16 protein-coding genes and 1 pseudogene are annotated in these 20,368 nt (G+C 52.7%); 10 read left to right on the forward strand and 7 right to left on the reverse strand.

From position 1 onward, the window contains the following. The first annotated feature begins 452 nt into the window (after positions 1 to 452). Both ACYVBJ_RS24325 and ACYVBJ_RS24330 read left to right on the forward strand, forming a co-directional pair. Positions 453 to 578: a hypothetical protein gene (locus ACYVBJ_RS24325; protein WP_460984890.1), complete on the forward strand. Its 126-nt coding sequence runs from the start codon at positions 453 to 455 to the stop codon at positions 576 to 578. 287 nt (positions 579 to 865) lie between these two features. After that, positions 866 to 1,240 (forward strand): glycoside hydrolase family 2 TIM barrel-domain containing protein, encoded by a 375-nt coding sequence (locus tag ACYVBJ_RS24330; RefSeq protein WP_460984891.1) that lies wholly within the window; start codon positions 866 to 868, stop codon positions 1,238 to 1,240. 77 nt (positions 1,241 to 1,317) lie between these two features. Here ACYVBJ_RS24330 and ACYVBJ_RS24335 read toward each other — a convergent pair whose 3' ends face one another. Beyond that, positions 1,318 to 1,761: a hypothetical protein gene (locus ACYVBJ_RS24335; RefSeq protein ID WP_460984892.1), complete on the reverse strand. Its 444-nt coding sequence runs from the start codon at positions 1,759 to 1,761 to the stop codon at positions 1,318 to 1,320. Positions 1,762 to 1,802: 41 nt separating this feature from the next. On the opposite strand from ACYVBJ_RS24335, the pseudogene ACYVBJ_RS24340 reads away from it, so the two are divergent. The 5 genes and pseudogenes from ACYVBJ_RS24340 to ACYVBJ_RS24360 all read left to right on the forward strand — a co-directional run. After that, positions 1,803 to 2,003: pseudogene (locus ACYVBJ_RS24340) on the forward strand (DUF4982 domain-containing protein); the annotation flags it as partial. Next, on the forward strand, positions 2,004 to 2,282 hold the full coding sequence (locus ACYVBJ_RS24345; RefSeq protein WP_460984893.1) for a hypothetical protein: 279 nt from the start codon (positions 2,004 to 2,006) through the stop codon (positions 2,280 to 2,282). A 571-nt stretch (positions 2,283 to 2,853) separates the two neighbouring features. After that, positions 2,854 to 5,979, forward strand: coding sequence for a SusC/RagA family TonB-linked outer membrane protein (locus tag ACYVBJ_RS24350; protein WP_460984894.1), 3,126 nt, complete (start codon positions 2,854 to 2,856; stop codon positions 5,977 to 5,979). Between the two features lie 33 nt (positions 5,980 to 6,012). Beyond that, positions 6,013 to 7,551, forward strand: coding sequence for a RagB/SusD family nutrient uptake outer membrane protein (locus ACYVBJ_RS24355; protein ID WP_460984895.1), 1,539 nt, complete (start codon positions 6,013 to 6,015; stop codon positions 7,549 to 7,551). Between the two features lie 165 nt (positions 7,552 to 7,716). Continuing rightward, positions 7,717 to 7,974, forward strand: a complete 258-nt coding sequence (locus ACYVBJ_RS24360; protein WP_460984896.1) for a DUF6582 domain-containing protein — start codon at positions 7,717 to 7,719, stop codon at positions 7,972 to 7,974. A 90-nt stretch (positions 7,975 to 8,064) separates the two neighbouring features. Here the strand turns inward: ACYVBJ_RS24360 and ACYVBJ_RS24365 are convergent, their stop codons facing one another. After that, entirely contained in the window at positions 8,065 to 9,111 is a 1,047-nt protein-coding gene (locus ACYVBJ_RS24365) for an SDR family NAD(P)-dependent oxidoreductase (protein ID WP_460984897.1), read from the reverse strand. A 444-nt stretch (positions 9,112 to 9,555) separates the two neighbouring features. Between ACYVBJ_RS24365 and ACYVBJ_RS24370 the strand changes: the two genes are divergently transcribed. Together ACYVBJ_RS24370 and ACYVBJ_RS24375 are read left to right on the forward strand one after the other, a co-directional pair. Beyond that, positions 9,556 to 10,668, forward strand: a complete 1,113-nt coding sequence (locus ACYVBJ_RS24370; protein ID WP_460984898.1) for a winged helix DNA-binding domain-containing protein — start codon at positions 9,556 to 9,558, stop codon at positions 10,666 to 10,668. Between the two features lie 111 nt (positions 10,669 to 10,779). Continuing rightward, positions 10,780 to 11,820 (forward strand): aldo/keto reductase, encoded by a 1,041-nt coding sequence (locus ACYVBJ_RS24375; RefSeq protein WP_460984899.1) that lies wholly within the window; start codon positions 10,780 to 10,782, stop codon positions 11,818 to 11,820. Between the two features lie 156 nt (positions 11,821 to 11,976). Here ACYVBJ_RS24375 and ACYVBJ_RS24380 read toward each other — a convergent pair whose 3' ends face one another. Both ACYVBJ_RS24380 and ACYVBJ_RS24385 read right to left on the reverse strand, forming a co-directional pair. After that, positions 11,977 to 13,137 carry an FG-GAP repeat domain-containing protein gene (locus tag ACYVBJ_RS24380; RefSeq protein ID WP_460985276.1) on the reverse strand — a complete coding sequence of 387 codons (1,161 nt, stop codon included), beginning with the start codon at positions 13,135 to 13,137 and terminating at the stop codon, positions 11,977 to 11,979. A gap of 126 nt (positions 13,138 to 13,263) precedes the next feature. After that, positions 13,264 to 16,134 (reverse strand): PVC-type heme-binding CxxCH protein, encoded by a 2,871-nt coding sequence (locus ACYVBJ_RS24385; protein ID WP_460984900.1) that lies wholly within the window; start codon positions 16,132 to 16,134, stop codon positions 13,264 to 13,266. 509 nt (positions 16,135 to 16,643) lie between these two features. Here ACYVBJ_RS24385 and ACYVBJ_RS24390 point away from each other — a divergent pair. Next, positions 16,644 to 17,126 carry a group II truncated hemoglobin gene (locus ACYVBJ_RS24390; protein WP_460984901.1) on the forward strand — a complete coding sequence of 161 codons (483 nt, stop codon included), beginning with the start codon at positions 16,644 to 16,646 and terminating at the stop codon, positions 17,124 to 17,126. Between the two features lie 149 nt (positions 17,127 to 17,275). Here the strand turns inward: ACYVBJ_RS24390 and ACYVBJ_RS24395 are convergent, their stop codons facing one another. The 3 genes from ACYVBJ_RS24395 to ACYVBJ_RS24405 all read right to left on the reverse strand — a co-directional run bounded on the left by ACYVBJ_RS24395 (position 17,276) and on the right by ACYVBJ_RS24405 (position 20,212). Continuing rightward, positions 17,276 to 18,163 carry an NmrA family NAD(P)-binding protein gene (locus tag ACYVBJ_RS24395; protein WP_460984902.1) on the reverse strand — a complete coding sequence of 296 codons (888 nt, stop codon included), beginning with the start codon at positions 18,161 to 18,163 and terminating at the stop codon, positions 17,276 to 17,278. 109 nt (positions 18,164 to 18,272) lie between these two features. Beyond that, positions 18,273 to 18,443: a helix-turn-helix domain-containing protein gene (locus tag ACYVBJ_RS24400; RefSeq protein ID WP_460985277.1), complete on the reverse strand. Its 171-nt coding sequence runs from the start codon at positions 18,441 to 18,443 to the stop codon at positions 18,273 to 18,275. A gap of 830 nt (positions 18,444 to 19,273) precedes the next feature. Then, complete coding sequence (locus ACYVBJ_RS24405) at positions 19,274 to 20,212, reverse strand: hypothetical protein (RefSeq protein WP_460984903.1); 939 nt, start codon at positions 20,210 to 20,212, stop codon at positions 19,274 to 19,276. Positions 20,213 to 20,368 lie beyond the last annotated feature (156 nt).

Consider the following 20,368-nt stretch of genomic DNA (forward strand, 5'->3'; position numbering starts at 1 on the left):
CTGGCAGGGGTGAGCAAAAATTTTCTGTAAGCCAGCTGGCTTAACTAAAGCGACAATGTAAAGAGACTCATGTTCATTCGGCGGCCATGCAACCGATTGCCCAGATTTTCTGACTGCTTCATTTGTAGCAAAGGTTAATACGTTCTGTTTCAAGCAGCGGGTATAAAGCGGTATTGATAGGCTTTCGATTTTCTTAAGGTTAATCGCGCAGCACTGACTTCACTTCTGTTACGGTCCTTTAGAATCGCTGCCAACCGTTTTCGGCCAATCACTCCGCTGAGCGCATCCAATTACGTATGTGTCAAGCTTTCCCAACTCCTTGTTCGATGTATACATCCGTATACGATTGATAACAGGTACAGGTTAAATGACTCAGGTATCGTGTTTTTTTGACTCCATCCAGTCTATCTCGCTCTGTCTGCATTCTCACTTAATCGAGTTCGTTATGGCTGGTGACTTGTAAAAGTCCGCAATCGCTTATCATCAGCAGTAAGTATCTGAAACCCGGCGACGATAATCAACTGGCCATCCGGCTAGGCAACCCGACCAATCCGCACGCTGGTATCCGGGGGCGGTAACTACCGGAACGTATGGCTCACGAAAGTCTACCCGACTCACGTAGCACAATGAGGTACGTGTGTTGCGTCGACCAGTGCGTCAAAGGTCCCGGCTACGGTTGGTCGGGTGGTGCAGGTTGAGAATATCTCCACTACCGACCAACCCGTTGAAGTCGACACAGAGGTTTATCCAGTAGATAGCGAACTGAAACGAACAGGCGGCAAAGCAGCCGAATTCCCCCGCTCAGTCGTTGGGACACGACCGGAAATAGCAGAAACTAGCGGTTTCCGTTATCCTTAAAAATTCCTTGTTGCGGGGACCGCTGCCTGCTCAAAAGCCGAATCTAAACGTAGCGGACCGCATGGATTTTCTGGTGATCAACGAGATATTCGACAATCGGGAACGCAAAAAAACACCCCTGGATTTTCATTTGATCTTTCCCGACTGGCACGAACCAGACATCCGGGCGTTTGTCCGACGAGATAAAAATCATCCGTCCGTTATCGCCTGGAGCTTCGGGGATGAAGTCGGCGGGCAATATACCAATGAAGCGGGGGCGGCACTGGCTAAAAAACCGCACGACATGGTGCGCGAGAAAGACCCGACCCGCCACCGCATCAATGAACTATGCCAAGCCGGCTATGGCGTTCCTCCCGTACTGGACATTCTCAGTCTCAATTAACAGGGTGAAGGCATTCGTGACGCCCCAGCGTACGCCCATCTGAAAGGCATCCGAACCTCACCTCTGTACCCGGCGTTTCAGCGGCAATTTCCGAGTAAATTCATCGTAAGCAGCGAAACGGCGTCTGCCCTCAGCACCCGTGGTACGTACCTGTTTCCGGTATCGGCCGATATCAGCGCACCAGTCAGTGAAGGCATGGCGGCAACGCCCAACTCCAGCAGGCCAGCACGTATGAACTGTACACGGCCGCATTCGGAGCCTCGCCCGGTAAGGTATTTGCCTCGCAGGATAAACACCCGTAGGTAGCCGGTGAATTTGTCTGGACCGGCTGGGACTATCCGGGCGAACCAACGCCGTATTATACCGCCCCTAGTTCCTATTCGGGCATTATCGATCTGACCGGGTTTAAGAAAGATCGCTTTCAGCTGTACCAGTCCCGCTGGCGTCCCGACCATAAAATGGCGCATATTCTTCCGCACTGAACCTGGCCCGACCGCGTCGGACAGATTACGACGGTTCATGTTTTTTCATCGGCTGATGAAGCCGAGTTGGGCCGGAAAAGAAGGGCCTATCCGCATATAGGTTTCGATGGAACAGTGTAACGTATCAACCCGGCGAGTTACGGGTCGTTACGTACAAGAAAGGGAAAGTGTGGGCTACCGACACCGTGCGAACCACTTCTGGTGCAGTTCAACTGCAACTGGCGGCCGACCGGAGCGTACTGAAAGCCGAGGGTCAGGATTTATCTTTTGTTACCGTTTGAATGACAGGCAGCCGCGGCTCGGTGGTAATACGAGCGAATAACGCCATCCAGTTCACCGTTTCGGGTCCCGGCGAAATTGTTGCCACCGATAACGGCGACCCTGCTGACCTGGTATTGTTTCCGTCAACGGAGCGAAAGGCGTTTAGCGGCCTGGCTCTGGTTATTGCCAGGGCAAAAGCAGGCCAGCCCGGCCAGATAACCGTTACCGCCAGGTCAGATGGCCTTCGAGCGTCTCAATTAATTATAACCATTACAGCTTCGGGCAAGCCAGCGAACTAACCCATCAAATACGTACTATACTGACGCTTAAAGCCTTTCTTCTACAAAAGTTGCCTTTACATTATCTCCTACCAAAATTACTCACGCCTTTTGGCGCTGCCAAGGAACGTAGTGGTTTCTACTGGCTGAATGCGCGTACCGAATTTGAAATTTCCTTTGTATACGGAAATGATATTTTAAAAAATCTTATTATTGTGCAATCGGTTGCTATAATCTTCATAGTTTTTATATTTGCACGTAGATCATACAGAATATCACTCATCACGGTCGGCCAACTCATACTATTTCATTATCAAGCCGTTATTCAACCAACAACTAAAGTGTCAGTTTGACACATACCAGCTTAGTCAATATGTTTTGTACTAATAAAAATTATAGATTCTACTCTTATTAAAACGCTTTATAATAGCCTGTAAACCTGCTCTTTTCACTCCTTAACCCCTACTTTAAACCCATGCTCAGTTGATCCTCTAATCCATTCACGCTGATCCAGCCTCAGCGGGTCGCGAATCTCCGTTAAATCTGCTTCAAGCAGACTCCGCACGTTAAAAAACCAATAACCTTTCTACTTATGTCGAATTCATTACAACTTAGCCGCTTCCTCCATCAATTTCTGCGACCTCGTCTCTACCAGGTCTTATTCCTGCTTGCGCTCACTTCGGTCGTGCGGGCACACGCCCTCGATCAAACCGTTTCGGGTACGGTGCTCGACGAACAGGGAAGCCCGCTCGTAGGGGTTAACATTCAGATTAAAGGAACCACGCGCGGAACGGCCAGCGATGCGCGCGGAGCTTACCGGATCGATGTTCCAAATGGAAATACCGTGCTCGTATTCAGTTATATTGGGTATAAGAAACAGGAGATTACCGTCAATAATCAGTCGGTCATCAATGTTTCGCTGGAAAGCGACGCCGGTGCGCTCGAAGAAGTAGTCGTTGTGGGCTACGGTACGCAGAAGCGTTCATCCTTAACGGGCGCTGTTTCAACCGTGACACCAAAAGAACTCACCGCCCTTCCGGTACCGAACGTATCATCGGCCCTGCAAGGCCGGGTACCCGGCGTATCGGTTGTGAACAACGGTGGCCCCGGCAGTTCGCCAATCGTACAGATTCGCGGGGTTGGCTCGATCAACTACGCGTCAGGTCCGCTTTACGTCATTGACGGTGTGCCAACGGGCGACCTTAACAGCTTCAACACCAACGACATTGAGTCGCTTGAGGTCCTGAAAGACGCGAGTTCGGCCGCTATTTACGGGTCGAGAGCTTCGAACGGGGTTATCCTGATCACCACCAAAAAAGGCAGCCGGGATAGCAAGATTCGTATTTCGATCGATTCGTACGTAGGTACCCAAAGTACGACCAATAAGATTGACGTTCTCAACCGCGATCAGTACGTACAATACGCAACGGCGCTGACATCCAACGCGGGTATTGCCTTACCTGCCCGGTTAAGCAACCTGAACCAGCCTATTTATAACGGCGCTACCCAGACGTTCGCGCAGACCGAAACCAACTGGCAGAATGAGCTGTTCCGCACGGCACCGATCATGCAGCATCAACTCTCGCTATCAGGAGGTAATTCGGCATCGCGCTTTTTCGCTTCCGGCAGTTACTTCAAACAGGACGGCATCATGCGTGGTACTGATTTTGAGCGGGGTTCCTTACGGCTGAACTCCGATCACCAGGTTGCCAAGTTTCTGTCGGTGGGCCAGACGCTCACCGCAGCCTACAGCAACCAGCGCGGTGAAACCACGGGCGACCGGTCCCAGTTGATGCACGCCATCCGGATGATGCCCTACTGGCCCACTATGGACCCTACCAAAGTAGGCGGCTTCAGCGCCCCAACGGCTGCCGATGGCTCTGACCCGGAAAACCCACTTCGCGCTCCTGCCTTAGACGTCACCCGGACGAAGTTTTTGAAGGCGTTCGCGACCGTCTATGCCGATGTGCGGCTGACAAGCTATCTGAAATATCGGTTCAACTACGGTGTCGATTTAGGTTTTGCCAACGGCAGTACGTTCAACCCGATTTATAACGACGGCTACGTACAGCGTACCTCGGCTACGGTGCAGCAAACGCGCAACACCAACATCGCACAGACGATAACGAATCAGCTTTCGTTCGACAAGACGTTCGGCAAGCACAGCCTTAGCCTGCTGGCCGTTGCTGAGACCCAGAAAGTTCTGTCGACCGGTCTGACCGGATCGGGTACCCGCCCCAACAACGATCTTGACGTTATTCAGGGCGTAAGTAATCCCGCCATCACAAGCACCCGTGCTGAAGTCGATCTGATTTCGTACGTCGGTCGGGTTAATTATGATTTCGACGGTAAGTACCTCATCAGCGCGTCGATTCGCCGGGACGGTTCTTCGCTGTTCGCACCGGGTAACAAGTGGGGTAACTTCCCATCAGCCTCGGTGGGCTGGCGCATCAACCAGGAAGGGTTCATGAAAGGGCTGCCACAACTCTCCGAACTGAAACTACGGGCCAGCTACGGCCGCACGGGCTTCAATGGCATCAACAACTACGCCTGGCAGTCGCTGGTGCAGGCCGATGCAACAGCATATCCATTCGGCAGCGCCAACGGCCTGGGCTCGTACTTCAACGCGCTGGGTAACACCGATCTGAAGTGGGAAACGACCGACATGGTCAACGTAGGTGTCGATGTGGGCCTGTTCAACAACCGCATTACGTTCACGGGCGAAGTCTATAACCGCTTTACGGACGGTCTGATTCTGGCCGTACCGATTCCAAACTCGATTGGGTATAGCGCAGCGCCGGTGGCGAACATTGGCAGCATGAAAAACTGGGGCTATGAGTTCCAGGCGGGTTATAACTACGCCAAAGGCGATTTCCGCTGGAATCTGTCGGCGAACATGGGCATCACCCGCAACCGGGTGCTAAGCCTGGCTACGCCGACCGCGTCGATCTATGCTGGTCAGAATGCCGACTACGGCGGATTTGATCTTACCAAAACCGAAGTTGGCCAGCCTATTCAGTCGTTCTACGGCTGGGTGGTAGACGGTATCTTCCAGAACCAGGCTGAAATCAACGCAGCGAACGCCATCGACGGAAATGACAAGTCGTTGTATCAGGACAAAGCCGCACCGGGTGACATTCGGTTCCGGGACATCAACGGCGATGGCAAAATCGACGCGAACGACCGGACGTACTTAGGCAGCTACCTACCTAAGTTCAACTACGGCGCCAACTTCACCGGTTCGTACAAAAACTTCGACTTCACGCTGTACTTACAGGGCACCTACGGCAACAAGATTTACAACGGCACGAAAGTGGTAACCCAGGGGATGCTGCGCCTGTTCAACGCCGGTACTGAGGTGCTGAACGCCTGGACGCCAACCAACACCAATACGAACATCCCCCGGGCAGTGAGTGGTGATCCAAACAACAACAGCCGGACATCGGATCGCTTCGTTGAAGATGGCTCGTACATGCGTCTGAAAAACCTGACCATCGGGTATTCGATCCCAGCCAAATCGCTATCGGGTCTGACCAATGGCGTAGTTAGCAAAGTTCGGGTATACGTATCCAGCCAGAACCTGCTGACCTTCACGAAGTACACGGGCTACGATCCGGAAATCGGCTCGCGCAACGGTACGCTGTTACGTAGTGGTATCGATTACGCAAACTATCCGCAGGCTCGTACGGTACTGGCGGGTCTTCAAATCACATTCTAATAGTTTAGACGAACTTAAAACCTGACATTTTCGATGAAAAGGCCTTATTTTTTTGTTAGCGCTTTGTTGCTCGGCCTAACGGTGAGTTGCAACGAAAAAGCGCTCGATCAACTGAACCCCAACGCAGTTACAACGGACAGCTACTTTAAAACGGATGTTCAGATCCGGAGTGCGACGAACGGCATTTATGCCGCGCTGCAGTCGACGAACTTAGTAGCCCGTGAGTGGTTTTTCGCCCACGACCTGCGTTCCGACGACGTATCGTCGGGCGGTGGACAGCTCGAAACACCGCGAAATCAGTTGCTGACCGGCGTTCATGATACGGGCAACTCCGTGTCTGGTTCGGTCTGGACGGGTGCCTACCGGGTCATTCACCGGGCCAACGTAGTCATCGACAAAGCAGCGGCTGCAACGGGACTTACGCCTGCGGTAGCTACGCAGGCAGTAGGTGAGGCTAAGTTTCTGCGGGCCTGGTCGTATTTCGAACTGGTGAGTCTGTGGGGAGCGGTTCCGCTTTACAAAAACTACGTCACCTCATTGGCGGGGGCTGCGGCCCGTGCGCCGGAAGCCGAAGTGTACGCGTTCGTCATAGCGGACCTGAAAGCGGCTCAGGAAGCCTTGCCTGCTACGTATGATGCAGCCAATCAGGGCCGGGCAACAAAAGGAGCTGCGACGATGCTGCTGGCTCGGGTGTATATGTTCCAGGGTGATTACGCCAACGCCAAAACCGAGCTTCAGAAAATCATCAGCTCAGGAACGTATCAACTGGTGGATGAGTATTCGGACAACTTTATCGAAGAAACCGAATTCAATAAAGAATCCATCTGGGAAATAAACTTCCTGCCCTCGGGCGGTACGTTCAACTGGAACGGGGATGCCGACGGCGCTTCGGCCGGTGAAGAAACCGTTCGGACGCAGGAGTACTCGGGCATCGGCTGGCGCAACATCATCCCATCGAACAGCCTGCTGGCCGAGTTTGAAAAAACCAGCAAAGGCGACACCAAGACCGACCCGCGCTATGCTAAATCGTTCTACACGACCGGCGACAAATACAATCGGGATCAGGACGTCCTGACCGACGCTCAACAGAACGGATTCGGCTCGATGGTCGACGGCAAGGAGCAAAAAGTAAGCTGGCGGAAGTTCACCCTGATGTACAAAGCAGGCGTATCAACAACGGGCGGCATCAATCAGCGGATCATGCGCTACGCCGAAACGCTGCTGTCGATGGCGGAGTGCGAAAACGAACTGGGCAACTCGGCTGGCGCCGTTACGTACCTGAACATGATTCGCAACCGGCCCAGCGTAGCCATGCCTGCGTACCCAACGGCGAAGTATCCTGTATCTACCAAAGAGCAGGTTTTCGCGGCTATCGTACACGAGCGTCGGGTGGAATTAAACGGGGAAGAAATCCGGAACCGGGACATTCTACGCTGGCGTAAACAGGGCAAGTTAACCTCGGAGCCCCTTGCGTATTTCCAGAAAGGCAAACACGAGCTGCTGCCGATTCCACAGCAGGAAATCGACAATAACCCAAACATTGGTTTAAAAGGACAAAATCCGGGTTACTAACCAATTGAGGTAGTTTATTTATGTACGATTACGAATGCCACCGGATTTTCTGGTGGCATTCGTGTTGATAGCCGATAGCGTCCCAAAGGCAGGTTGCAGTTCGAGGCCGGTCACGCCAAACTATTCTGAATTGTAGTGGTTGTAGCTGAAACATCTCTCAATGACATGGCTACTTCAAAAATTGACAAACGCGACGATGTTCAGGCAAGTGAGGGCGAACGCAAATATGGAAAAGACGTTGAGTTTGCGGACCCAACGAACAAAAAATACCCCATCGATACGCCCGAGCACGTTCGGGCCGCATGGAGTTACATCAACCACAAAGACAATGCGGCTAAGTACGACGCAGACGACGTGAACACGATTAAAGATCGCATCCGAAAAGCCGCCAAAAAGCACGGCGTCGACATCAATACAGATTAGCCACGAGACGCCGTTCCGTTCGTTTACGCAGTCGTGCAGAACTGGATAATGGTGAACGGGCCTGATTGGGACCGGTGGTGAAGCAGTCCGTTAACGGACCGTCTCGTTGTTTTCTTCAGCGGCCTCATCGGTCAACTGTGTGACAAACGACCGTGAAAGCGGAGTTTCGCTATCCCGCCCCATTGCCCGCTGCTCACCAATACCACCCGGATCGGGAAGCTGCCTGTTCACTACGGCCGATAGTTCGCTGACCAGATTAGGCGCCAGGCCTTCGATCGCTGCGCCCAGTTTGGCCGGGAACGAAATAATCCGTTCCGCTTCGCCGTAGCGACAGGCATCAATGATCTGACGCGCACATTCGGTGGAATCGATCGTCAGCAGCGGCAGCGAATCGCCAATTTTAAAGACGGTATATTCTTTTTCGTTCTGACCTTTGTAGATCGCATTGCGCGGACTGCCCGTCCGGATCAGGCCGGGACAAATCGTCGTTACGTAAATATCGTTCTTGAGCAGTTCCGCCCGCAGCCCTTCCGAATAGCCAACCAGCGCAAACTTACTGGTCGAATATGGGAGCAGATGCGGCACTGATACCTTCCCTCCGAACGACGCTACGTTCACAATCCGCCCTTTCGACTCGCCATTGGCATTTCTGGCCAGCATGTGCGGCAGAACGGCATTGGTCATGTGAAAAGCGGCCCAGAAGTTCGTGTCCATCGCATCCCGGAAGTCGGCTTCAGTAGCGTGTTCATAGGGCGTAACGACAATGATACCGGCGTTGTTGATGAGCACATCGACCGGGCCTATTGCCTGACGAACGTTTTCGATGAAGTGTTCGACCTGTAGTTTATCGGTGATGTCGCAGCGCTGCGCGTAAACGGTAACACCATACCGGTTCAGTTCCGATTCGGCCCGGTCGAGTTCTTCCCCGTCGCGGGCGCAAATCGCCAGGTTAGCCCCTTGCTCGGCCAGCAAACGAGCCAGTTCGAGGCCCAGCCCACGCGAGCCTCCGGTGATGACTACGGTTTTTCCCCGGAAATCAGTCTTCCGTTTCTGGCCTAGCAGCGCCTTGGTCGTAATCCACGCGCCAACGCCCAACAAGCCCCACAGCACAGCTTTTGTCTGAATCGATACGCTCATAATTCACTCATTACGTTGAATAGTAAGATAACCTGTGATCCGGCCATAAGGTTAACAAACCGAGGGTGAATCCAGGGAGATTTGCGATCTGCGAGCCGATCCAAACGAGATACGGACTGCTCACAGCAACCTCGGTAATCAACGGATCATCCGTTGATTACTGACAAACCGGAAAAGGCTGGCTGGTGATGAAAAAATCGTTGCCATGCTGACGAAAGAAGGAGGTGAACTAAGCATGGGCGCTGAACGTAACGCCCGACCAATCCTGACACCGTAAAACCGGATAAATAGTAGAACGATTACCCCGGCTGCTGACATACGGCTGTCAGTAGTAGCCAGTATTTTTATGACAGCAAATCGCACTCCACAGAAACCCAACTGCCTTCTTCCGGTAAAGCCGTTAATGTAGGGAACCAGGGCTACAATTAATCAGATATATCAGCTATGGATCAAAGCCGTCTTGTTCAGTTGCGCCGATCGACGCAGGGATTGATCAATTCGCCGGGCAGCACAGTGCAGGAAATCGTGCATTGGCTGGGTGCCGTTCAATCGCAGGAGTTCACCGACGCGAAATGGTCCATAGCTCAGCGGATGCCGACGGGCTTTACTGAAGACGAGTTTACGCAGGCGTTTAACGAAGGAGCCATCGTACGCACGCACGTACTGCGGCCTACCTGGCATTTCGTAGCCCCGGCCGACCTCCGTTGGATGCTTGCGCTGACAGCCCCGAGAATCAAGTCGTTTATGAAAACCAACGACCGCAAACTTGGCATGGACGATGCCCTTTACTCCCGCACCAATGCATTGATTCAGCAGGCGCTACAGGACGGCCAACACCTGACCCGCGCCGAACTGGCCGACGTGCTCCGGCAAAATGGCATTAGGGTAGTTGCAACCGCGCTGGCACACGTAATGATTCGGGCCGAGATCGACGGTGTCGTTTGCAGCGGTGCCTTACGCGGTCGGCAGCACACCTATGCCCTGCTGGAACACCGGGCTCCCCAGGCTAGGCTGCTGCTACGCGACGAAGCACTGGCAGAGTTGGCCAGTCGTTACTTCAGGAGTCATGGCCCCGCTACGGTGCAGGATTTCAGCTGGTGGTCGGGACTCACCTTAACCGACGCCCGGTCTGGACTGGAATCCATCAGGTCACAATTGGCGAGTGAACGTATCGACGATAAATTGGCGAGTGAACGTATCGACGATAAGACGTACTGGTACGTACCGGCAACGGCAGGAAGTCGCTCCTCGAATACCGTCCAACTATTGCCCAACTTCGACGAATACGTAGTGGGTTACGCGGATCGAAGCACGCTTTTCGAGCCGACCTACGAAGGGCCGTTACGCGTTCAGGGCCAGATTCTAAACCACCGAAGCCTGGTCATTAACGGTCTCGTTGCGGGCACCTGGAGTGTAGTACGCGGAAAATCGGCGAGCAAGGTAACGCTGCACCCATTCCGTATATTGACAGAATCCGAGCAAGTTTTGATTGATCAGGCTATTGACCAGTACGCTACGTTCTACGGGCTACCAGTAAACAATTTAATAGCAGCGTAATGGATACGAACAAAGCAACCGACACGGCACAAAGGCAGACGACGCTCGTATATTGACCGCAACCATTGCGTCCGGAACCAGTTACATGTATGATTGAGATAACGCGCACGCATGGAATACAGACAGTTAGGAAACTCCGGGCTTCAGGTGCCCGTATTAAGTTTTGGCACAGCCACCTTCGGCGGAGGCACTGAATTTTTTAAAGCCTGGGGCAGCACACAGGTAAACGAAGCAACCCGAATGGTCGATCTGTGCCTCGATGCGGGTCTGACCTTGTTCGATACAGCCAACGTCTACTCCCGCGGTATGTCGGAAGAGATTCTGGGGCAGGCGCTCAGCGGACGCCGGGACAAGGTGTTGATCTCGACCAAAGCGACCTTTAGAATGGGCGATGGTCCCAATGACTTTGGCTCCTCGCGATTCCACATAGTCAAAGCCTGCGAAGACAGTCTGCGCCGGTTAAAAACCGATTATGTCGACATCTACTTCATGCACGGCTTCGACTCCCGAACGCCCGTTGAGGAAACGCTGAGCGCCCTCAACGACTTGGTTGAAAGTGGCAAAGTCCGCTACATTGGCTGTTCGAATTTCTCGGGCTGGCACCTGATGAAATCGCTGTCTGTTTCAGAACGCTACGGCTGGTCGAAATACGTAGTCCATCAGGCGTATTACTCGCTGCTGAGCCGGGAATTCGAGTGGGAGTTGCTGCCGCTGGGTGTTGACCAGGGCATTGGCACTATGGTGTGGAGTCCCTTGTCGGCGGGGCGTTTGGGCGGAAAATACCGGCGGGATAACCCTATGCCTGCCGATAGCCGCATTGCGCAGGGTGGTGGCGAAGGTCCGGCTATTCCCGAAGAGTACTGGTACGGTATCGTGGACGTACTGGACGAGCTAGCCGCCGAAACCGGCAAGACCGTTGCCCAAGTGGCGCTGAACTGGGTGTTGCAGCGGCCTACCGTATGTAACATCGTTGTTGGGGCCCGAAACGAGGAGCAGCTCCGTCAGAACCTCGGTGCCGTCGGCTGGAATTTAACTGCCGACCAGGTAAAGCGGCTCGATGCAGCCAGCGAACGCCCTCCAGTCTATCCTTACTGGCATCAGCGCAAATCACCGCATTTGGGTTTAGTGCCCAGTTTGTATACAAAAAAGTAGCCGTCAAGGGCCTTATCTCATCTGATAAGGCCCTTGACGTTAAGTGCTGACATACAAGTTGACCCGACTGGTTTTGTGGTCGATTACCCCGATCTATTCAGGCGGGTGTATTAACCGTTTCTTGTATGCGCGTACAAATGCGTTAGATAGCGTTGTCTACTTTTTGATCTTGTTTTCGAACAGATACACGCCGTTCTTGTTGGCGATGACAATATCCAGCTTACGGTCGCCATTCATGTCCTGCGCCACGATATTTAGTCCAGCACCCGAATCTGTATCAATGACGTGCTCCTTGTAATAAGGCGCTTTGCCGGGTGTAAACTCAAACCACATCAGAATTGGCGCGTCGCTGTCGCCGGGGTCGCGGCCGTGGTGAGCCAGAAAACGCTTGCCTGTAATGTAGTCGGCCCGACCATCTCCGTTTAGGTCAGCCATGATCGATGCGTGCGTCTGCGCCGTGGTGTTGCTCATCAGGTGGGTTTTGAAGCTGATCTTGCCTTGTTCGTCCGTCACCTGCTCGTGCCACCAGACGCCCAACGCGTGGGCCGAAGCGCTCACTACGTCGTTTTTCCCGTCGCCGTTTACGTCCAAGATCTGCATGTGCGAACAGGGCTCGCTGATGTTGGTTGGATGAAACACCCAATTTCCGGCTTTCTTGTCGGCGGTTCCTTCAAACCAGCCTTCCCGAACCACCACATCGTTTAGCCCATCCTTATTGACGTCGCCATAGCCAATACCGTGCGAAAAGATTTCGGTTCCCGGTACGTTCTCCTGACTTAAAGCGAACCGCTTCCATTCGGTTTCGCCAGGCTTCGACGGCGCTTTTAGCCAGACGATCTGTTTTTTGGCTTTATCGCCACACAAAATATCGAGCCGTCCATCTCCGTCGATATCAATGAATCCCGGCGACTCGTTTGCGATTCCGACCGAGTCGGCCAGAATATGTTTTTTCCACGGCCCTGCTGCGCCGGGCGGATTTTTCGGATTTTCGAGCCAGAGCGCGGGTTTACCGGGAAAGTCAATAATGACAACGTCGTCCCAGCCATCCTGGTTAACATCCATACCCAGGTTTAAGAACGACTCGCTGTATTCCTTGCGTGGGTCGAACGTACGCGACGGAGCCAGTTCGTGCCGCGTCCAGTTGGGCGCTTCGAACCAATAGTAACCGGCAACAATGTCCAGTTTTCCATCTTTGTTCAGATCGGCCACGGCAACGCCCTCGGAGATGAAATCACCGGTAATTTTTGTCTTTTTAAAGTCTGTAGACGCAACCGCCGTCTGACTGGTCGCCCGGGCGGTTGATGTCCCGTCAGCCATCTGCTGCTTAATCCTGACCACCTCGTTCGACTGCCCGAATGCATTAGCGAGACAGCCACAAAGCAGAAGGCCGCTTACTACGTATCGGTTAGTCTTAGTTCTTCCTCTTCTCATGTCTATATCCGTTTACTCGTCCAGCGCTTTAGCGATCAATGTCTGAAGCTCGTGGTTTTGGTGAGAGTGTTCCAGTTTGCCCACCCGATCATTTAACTCTTTCAACAGCTTTTTGGCATCGTCGGTACCGATGGCGGCCACCCGCTGGATAGTGTACGGCAAGTGCTGGGCCATCTTTGACTTCTGGGCCAGGGCCAGCGCCCGTTTCATATCAATGGCGGCCAACGGTTCGGCGGCATACCAGAGCATAAGTGGCAGGTTGTGATCGTCTTTATCTTCCACTTTCTGCACGAGCGCATCCAGAACGTCCCACCGCTGGGCGGGGTCTAACCGCAGCATAGCCGAGGTCAGATAAAGCCGTACCAGCGCCGAATTATCGCTCTGGGCTAAGGCCGCAAACCGTTTCAGCGTCTCCGGCGAAACCGTTTTGCCTTCCGTGACCAGCTGAATGGCCCAACTCCGGAGGTATTCATTGTCGCTGGCGAGCAGGTCGACCAGTTCCTTTTCGGTAAGTCCTTTCGTTACGTGCAGGGTCCAGAGCGCCCGAAGTTTGCGCGTTGGGTCCGGATTTTTGACCAGAATTTCTTTCAGCGCCTTGTGTACCTTTTTGTTAGGACCGCGCTCCTGCAAGAGCAACCGGGCCTGCCGGACGTACCATTCGTTCGGATTCAGGTGATAATTTACCAGTTCCATATCCGACGCTTTCACTAAATCGACCTGTACCCATTTATCATTTTCGTGGGTAATCTTGAAAATACGGCCCATCGTTTTGTTGTGCACATCGGGATTCGGACTGTGGCACTGATTTTTGTCGTACCAGTCAATCGCCCACACGGAACCACTGGCGTCGTATTTCATATTCAGCCACTGCGACCAAGAGTCGTTCATCGCCATGAAATCGGGCCGGTGCGTCACCATGTACCCTGACCCGGCTCGGGTTGGCCGATCCTGATTCAGCTTGGCCCCGTTGATGTTGTTCATGAAAATATCGTTTCGGTACTCCTGCGGCCAGCTATTACCGAGGTAGATCATGGCTCCGCAATGCGCATGACCGCCCCCCGCCGACGCCGACCGGAAATTACCGGCATGGGGACCGCGTTCGCCCACCCAGTGCACATGGTCGGCGTGGGTTTTGATATCATCGTACGTATAGGGATTAAAATGCTTTCCGGCCTGCCGCTGGTAACGCCCGCCCTGGATCATGTGGTACATGTGCGGAATCACGCAGGCGGTAATGAATGCATGGCCGTAATCGTTAAAGTCAAGTCCCCACGGATTGCTGGTTCCTTCCGAGAATAACTCGAACTGCTGGGTAGTTGGGTGATAGCGCCATACCCCGGCGTTGAGCTTCGTGCGTTCAGCATCCGGAGCCCCCGGCTTACCCACGTTCGACTGAGTAAATACGCCGTGCGTGCCATACAGCCAGCCATCGGGGCCCCAGCGCAGGCTGTTGAGGGTTTCGTGTGTATCCTGAGCACCCCAGCCATCGAGCAGTTTTTGTGGAGGCCCTAAGGGTTTATCGTTCTTGAAATCAGCCGGGATAAACAGCAGATAAGGCGCGGCACCGAGCCACACCCCGCCCATTCCCACTTCGATACCGCTCACCAGGTTCAGCCCCTCGGTAAAGACTTTGCGCTTATCCAGTGTCCCATCGCCATCGGTATCTTCCAAGATCAGAATGCGGTCGCGCCCTTGCCCCTCCGCAGCCGGAACGGGGTACGTATGGCCTTCAACGACCCACAGTCGGCCTCGGGCGTCGGTAGTGAAGCAAATCGGCCGGACCACATCCGGCTCGGCCGCGGCCAGCGTAATCTTGAATCCTTTAGGCGGAGTCATAGCCTTAGCCGCTTCAACGCCCGAAAGCCCAGCATGAAGCACCGGGTCTAGCGGGGGCAGAATAATGATGTCTTTCTGATTCAGCTCGTTCGGAAACGTCGGCCGGGTCGGATAGAACAGGAAATCATCGAAGTTAATGTGCGCCCACTTGTCATTCGGAATGTACGGAATCTGCGAAATGCCGGTCTCGTTGTCGATAATCCGGATAAAAATGTCCTGATTCAGATACGGCTGTAAATCGACGACCACCGGTTGAAGTGTCGCCCGACCTTGCCCCGTACTGTGAAAAATAACTTTATCCGTTCCGGCCTGCACGAGTTCAACGCGGGTATCCTGCAAGGCGCCACCCGATACGTTGAAGGCGGCAAAGGGCTGGGTTACTTTGAACGGAACCGAGGTCAGGGTGCCGGTGAGTTTGTAATTGGTTGTGCCGCCACTGCTCAGAAAATGCTTACCCGTAAAGCCAATGTGCATCTCTTTCTCGTGTACGGGCGACGGGTCGTCCTGCGCGAAGATGGGGTTTGCGAAGGCGTCGCCCGTGGCGGTCCAGTCTTTCAACGTACCCGTCTCGAAATTCAGGTTCAGCGGCTGTCCGTTCCGCATGGGTAGTTGTCCGGCAATAGTGGCCGTCGAGATCGCTCCTTCCACGATTTCAACGCTACCTACCATACCGGCCGCCCGGTGACCGGGCACGGAACAGTAATACGTATCATTTTTGTCGGCGGTAAACGTAATGCTGGCCTGGGTACCTTTTTCCTGGATCGTTTTACTTTTCAACCCGAGCTTTTCCAGCGTAATGTCATGCGTCATCAACTCGCCATTCGTAATTGTGATGCGAACCCGGTCGCCCCGGTTGGCTTTGAGCGTGGGGTTACGGGCACCATCTTTGGCAAAAAAGCCCAGCATGGTCGCTTCCAGAGCATAGTCGCGATCAACTTTTTCGGGATCGGGGGCTAATTTGGCTTTCGGAGCCTGCGCCGAGCTGTCGGGGCCAGGCACCAACAGGAATACTAATAGGAAGGGAATAATTAAACAGAGCTTGTTCATGAGATTAAGCCGTATACTGTGGATTTCGGATAAAGATTTTACCTGGTCAGTCTCACTCTTTAGATCGGTTCGTTGCAGCAAACCTGAGCAGTGATGGCTTTGGGTTAGGGTATATGTAGTTGATTACGTGTGCAATGGAAGGTCCGGTTCATATATCGTACAAAGTGCAAACGTCCCTCTCTACTACTCATGTATGCGAACGACGTAGCGGCCTCTCCTATTCAGTTCTTTCCATTACTTCATGCTCTGTAGTGGTGTAAACAGCCCTGGCCAATCGGACCTATCTTAGCCCGTTAAAGATCCTGTTACTCCGCGTGTGGTGGTATTTTGAGCAGCTCACTACATACGTTATGGATGCCTGAGAGGCTATATCCATGAAAATTGGGCAATTAGTACCAGGTTGTCGATAATACGTAACGCCCCGTGCACTACCTTCACTTTTGGTTAGTAGTCAACTCGTAGTTAGCCCTTTATACAATAAAATAGCCGCCAAAACCGACACCCGTAGTATGGAGCAGAAAGCAATCCCAACTTTATATGACTGGGCAGGCGGCAACGACCGGCTGGAGAAACTAACGGAGTTGTTTTACAGAAAAGTACGGCAGGATGCGCTGCTGGAACCCGTTTTTCGGCACATGTCGCCGGATCACGCCCAGCATGTCGCTCATTTTATCGGAGAAGTGTTCGGCGGACCGCCCCGCTACACACAGGCGGATGAAGGCAGCCACGCCCGTATGGTAACGCACCATATCGGCAAACACCTCAACGAACGGATGCGGCAGCGCTGGATGACGTTGCTGCTCGAAAGCGCCGACGAGTTAGGGTTACCCGATGACCCCGAGTTTCGCTCGGCCCTGGTCGGGTATCTGGAGTGGGGCAGCCGCATTGCGGTATTGAATTCAACGACAACCGATAATCCCGTTCAGCCCGACGAGCCAATGCCGCATTGGGGATGGGGTGTTCCGGGTGGCCCCTATCAGCCGAACTCATAAGCCATCAAAGGCTGTAGGCAGCGATACCTCTTTTATGGTACGTAATTTACGGATAGACAGAAAAGCAAATAGCTGTTGTTCACGAAAAATGCTGACGCGTAGCTCCACTGTGGCGAAGCTTCGCGTCAGCATTTTTCTATTCTGGACGATTACCGCGCCGTCAGCAGTTCCTGCGCGCTGGTCCACGATACGTCCGGGTAGCGGTCATTGTCGAGCGGAGCATTTTGCACGCTGAACATACTCTGCATGTATTGACTTTGCTGCCAGCGCGGATACACCTCCTGCTCGCCTTCAGGATGTGCCGCCCGTTCCCGTTGGTTGTAGGCCGCAAGTTCATCGATATTCCCCAGGCGGACCACGTTGAACGGTTGCTTCGTAACTGAACCGGCCACAGCAGCGAGCTCGTTCGGCGAAATCTGGAAACTGGCAATACGTAGTATTCGAGGTGTGGAGGAATCCAGGGCTGCGGCTGCTGTATACGCTGCCGTATTATCCATCGTGGTAAAGTCGATTCGCCAATCGGGGGTTTCCCAGTACGTGACCTGCTGCTTTTTCATGTCCAGTAGCGGCATGCCATACAGCAGCATATCGGCGAAGGCACCATTCAAAATCGACGTAGCCGCAATGGGTTTTGTGTCGATATGGCGCATAAACTCGCGCCGTAGGTCAAAATTCCGGTTCTCCCCATCGGGAATTTTGGTGAAGTCGCTGGCAAAGTCAGAAGGAATAAATCGAGACACGCCAGCCGCAATAGCCGCGTTGAGTAAGCGGGATTGCGCGTCAATCAACACGTCGCGCAGCCCTTGCAGCGATGAAACGACGCAGGAAACGCCTTCGCAGGCCTTTGTTAACTGCGCTACATCCGACATATCGGCCTGAATCACCTGTACACCCTGCTGCTCAAGATTCTTTACTTTTTCGTCGTCAGAGCTGGAGCGTACCAGCGCCCGTACTTCCGCACCCCGCGTCAGCAGTTCACGAATAATTCGTCCGCCAAGATTGCCGGTTCCGCCCGCTATCAGAATTGTTGCTGCCATTGTCTTCGTTTTCGTTTGTTCAGATTGCATTTATGTACTCCACAAAGGTCAGCATCGGCAGTTGCCTGCTGTATTCGATCCTTGCTTTGTCTTTACTTAATCTCGCTGTTTAACGGCCCGGTTTACCTCGCTGAAATTCGCGTGGGGCCATTCCCAGTGTTCGTTTAAACGCGGCCGAAAAATGAGCGGGCGACGCAAAGCCCAACGTATCGCTAATCGACGTTATCGAATTCTGATCGGTACGTAACAGTTCGCAGGCTCGTCGAATCTTTCTGCGAATAACGTACTGGCTATTACGGTACTATGAACTCCGTTCGTTCATCGGTGTTTTTGGGTACTTCGCCCTGTAACTTGTCTTTCAGCTAGCTACCTGGCCATTGCGTATGACAGGTTTCTCGCTCATCGAGCCCCGCAATCCATACTAAAGACTGGCCTGGCCACTACGTTAGCGTTGCTAATCTGGGTACTTGTTTCTACCAACGAGGAATTTCTTTCCATTATGTACGGTAGCTTGTAGTCATCGCCCAACCGGGCATCGGTGGTTACCTGCCCAGATGTGGTTCGACGTAGCTAAAACAGAAATCCCAACTCGTCGTGCACGGTTGGGGTTTCTGGAAACAGTTGACGGTGAATAGAAAGGGAAAGCGTTTTGCACATTAAAATTCGCCAGCTAAGTCAAATAAACCAAGCCAACAAGTTACAACAGCAAGAAATTCATACTGTGCTTGTCGGTTACATAGCCCCCACAGTACCAGGTCCTATCTTTAAAGTTGTACTATTAGCGTTTGATTAAATGGTTAGGCTTATCTAACACTAGATTTTGTTCGGTCGGTCATATACAGCCTCGAGCGTTGTGGCAACCAGTACCACAAAAGGCAATATGTTGGCCGGATTGGGAAAAACAACCATTCTGTGCAATCAGGTCTTCAATCAGATTGTTGGAATCGTTGGCTAATCAGCAATTTTTAGACTTCGTTGTACCGCTTAGCAGTAAGAAGCCCGGCTATCTATCGGTAGCCGGGCTTTCCAATTCTACTTATGTTAGCTTCACCAGAAATAACAACCTATTATGTGGAGCCGCCCAGAACGCGAATGTGCGGAATGACATGATCAATAAAAATTGTAACCAAAGGTATAGGTGTATACATAGCCAGGGGGGAAAGAGGTACCGCTTTCCGTCCAGGTAGCTTTCGTCGGCAAACCATCCATGTATTCATAAACGGCTGACTCAGTTTGCGTTAAAACGAGATCGTCTAGATCGTTGCTTAATGGTTTAGATTCGTATACGCTTATTTTTAGTGGATTATGCTTCATGAAGGAAGTAAGCTCATAGGAATTCGCCACCGTGTAGGGTGCATAAAATCCGTACTCGCGTAGAGACGGGAAATCTATTCCGCTAAGGACATTAGGCTTATCATCATACTCATACACCGCCCGGCTGCGGATAACTCGATTCGGTATAGATGTTAACGTCGATACGGTGTTGACAACAACTGGATTGTCCTGACTGTCATACTCAATCGTAATCACGGCCGATCCTTCCTTAAAGTTGCTTCCTCGCACGGGTTGCATATACCGATCGCGCTCAACATGCGTAACCCTGCCTTTGGCATCGTATTGAATTCGGTCGTCGTAAACGATGTACTCCTGGTACGCATAAATGGGGGGCGGGAATATGTTGTATAATGTCACCCGGCTTATCTTGCCTTCACTGTTGTATTCGAATACTTTTCGTCCGCCAAGGTCCCCTCCACTAGTTGGCACAACCGCTTTGTGCAGAACGGGCAATCCCTGGTTGTTATATGTATTAGTTTGATTGATCGTAAATCCACTGCCTCGGGCTACGCTGGTTTGAATACCGATGAGCTGATTTGCACTGTTGTAGCTAAAGGTTCGACTGTCCGTTGCGCTACCCGTAGTGGTCATCGTTTTCAATTGAAAACGTCTTCCGTCGGGAGTGATGTTAGACCGATGATCCTGAAGACAGGAGCCCATAGCCAATACCAGTAACGGGCCTAGCAGAAGTGAGTCGCGTAAAAATCGCATCATTATAGTATGGTGTTTAACGGTAAAACTAGCAAGGTTTTAACAAATTCCATGCTCTTCAACCTTCCCTTCGTTCCTATTCAATCGAACTGAGCAGGCTAACGTACTACCGGGAAATGATATGCGACGTTTTGCTTACCTATAGATTTCTCAGGCCGA

This window comes from Spirosoma fluminis (assembly GCF_054778895.1).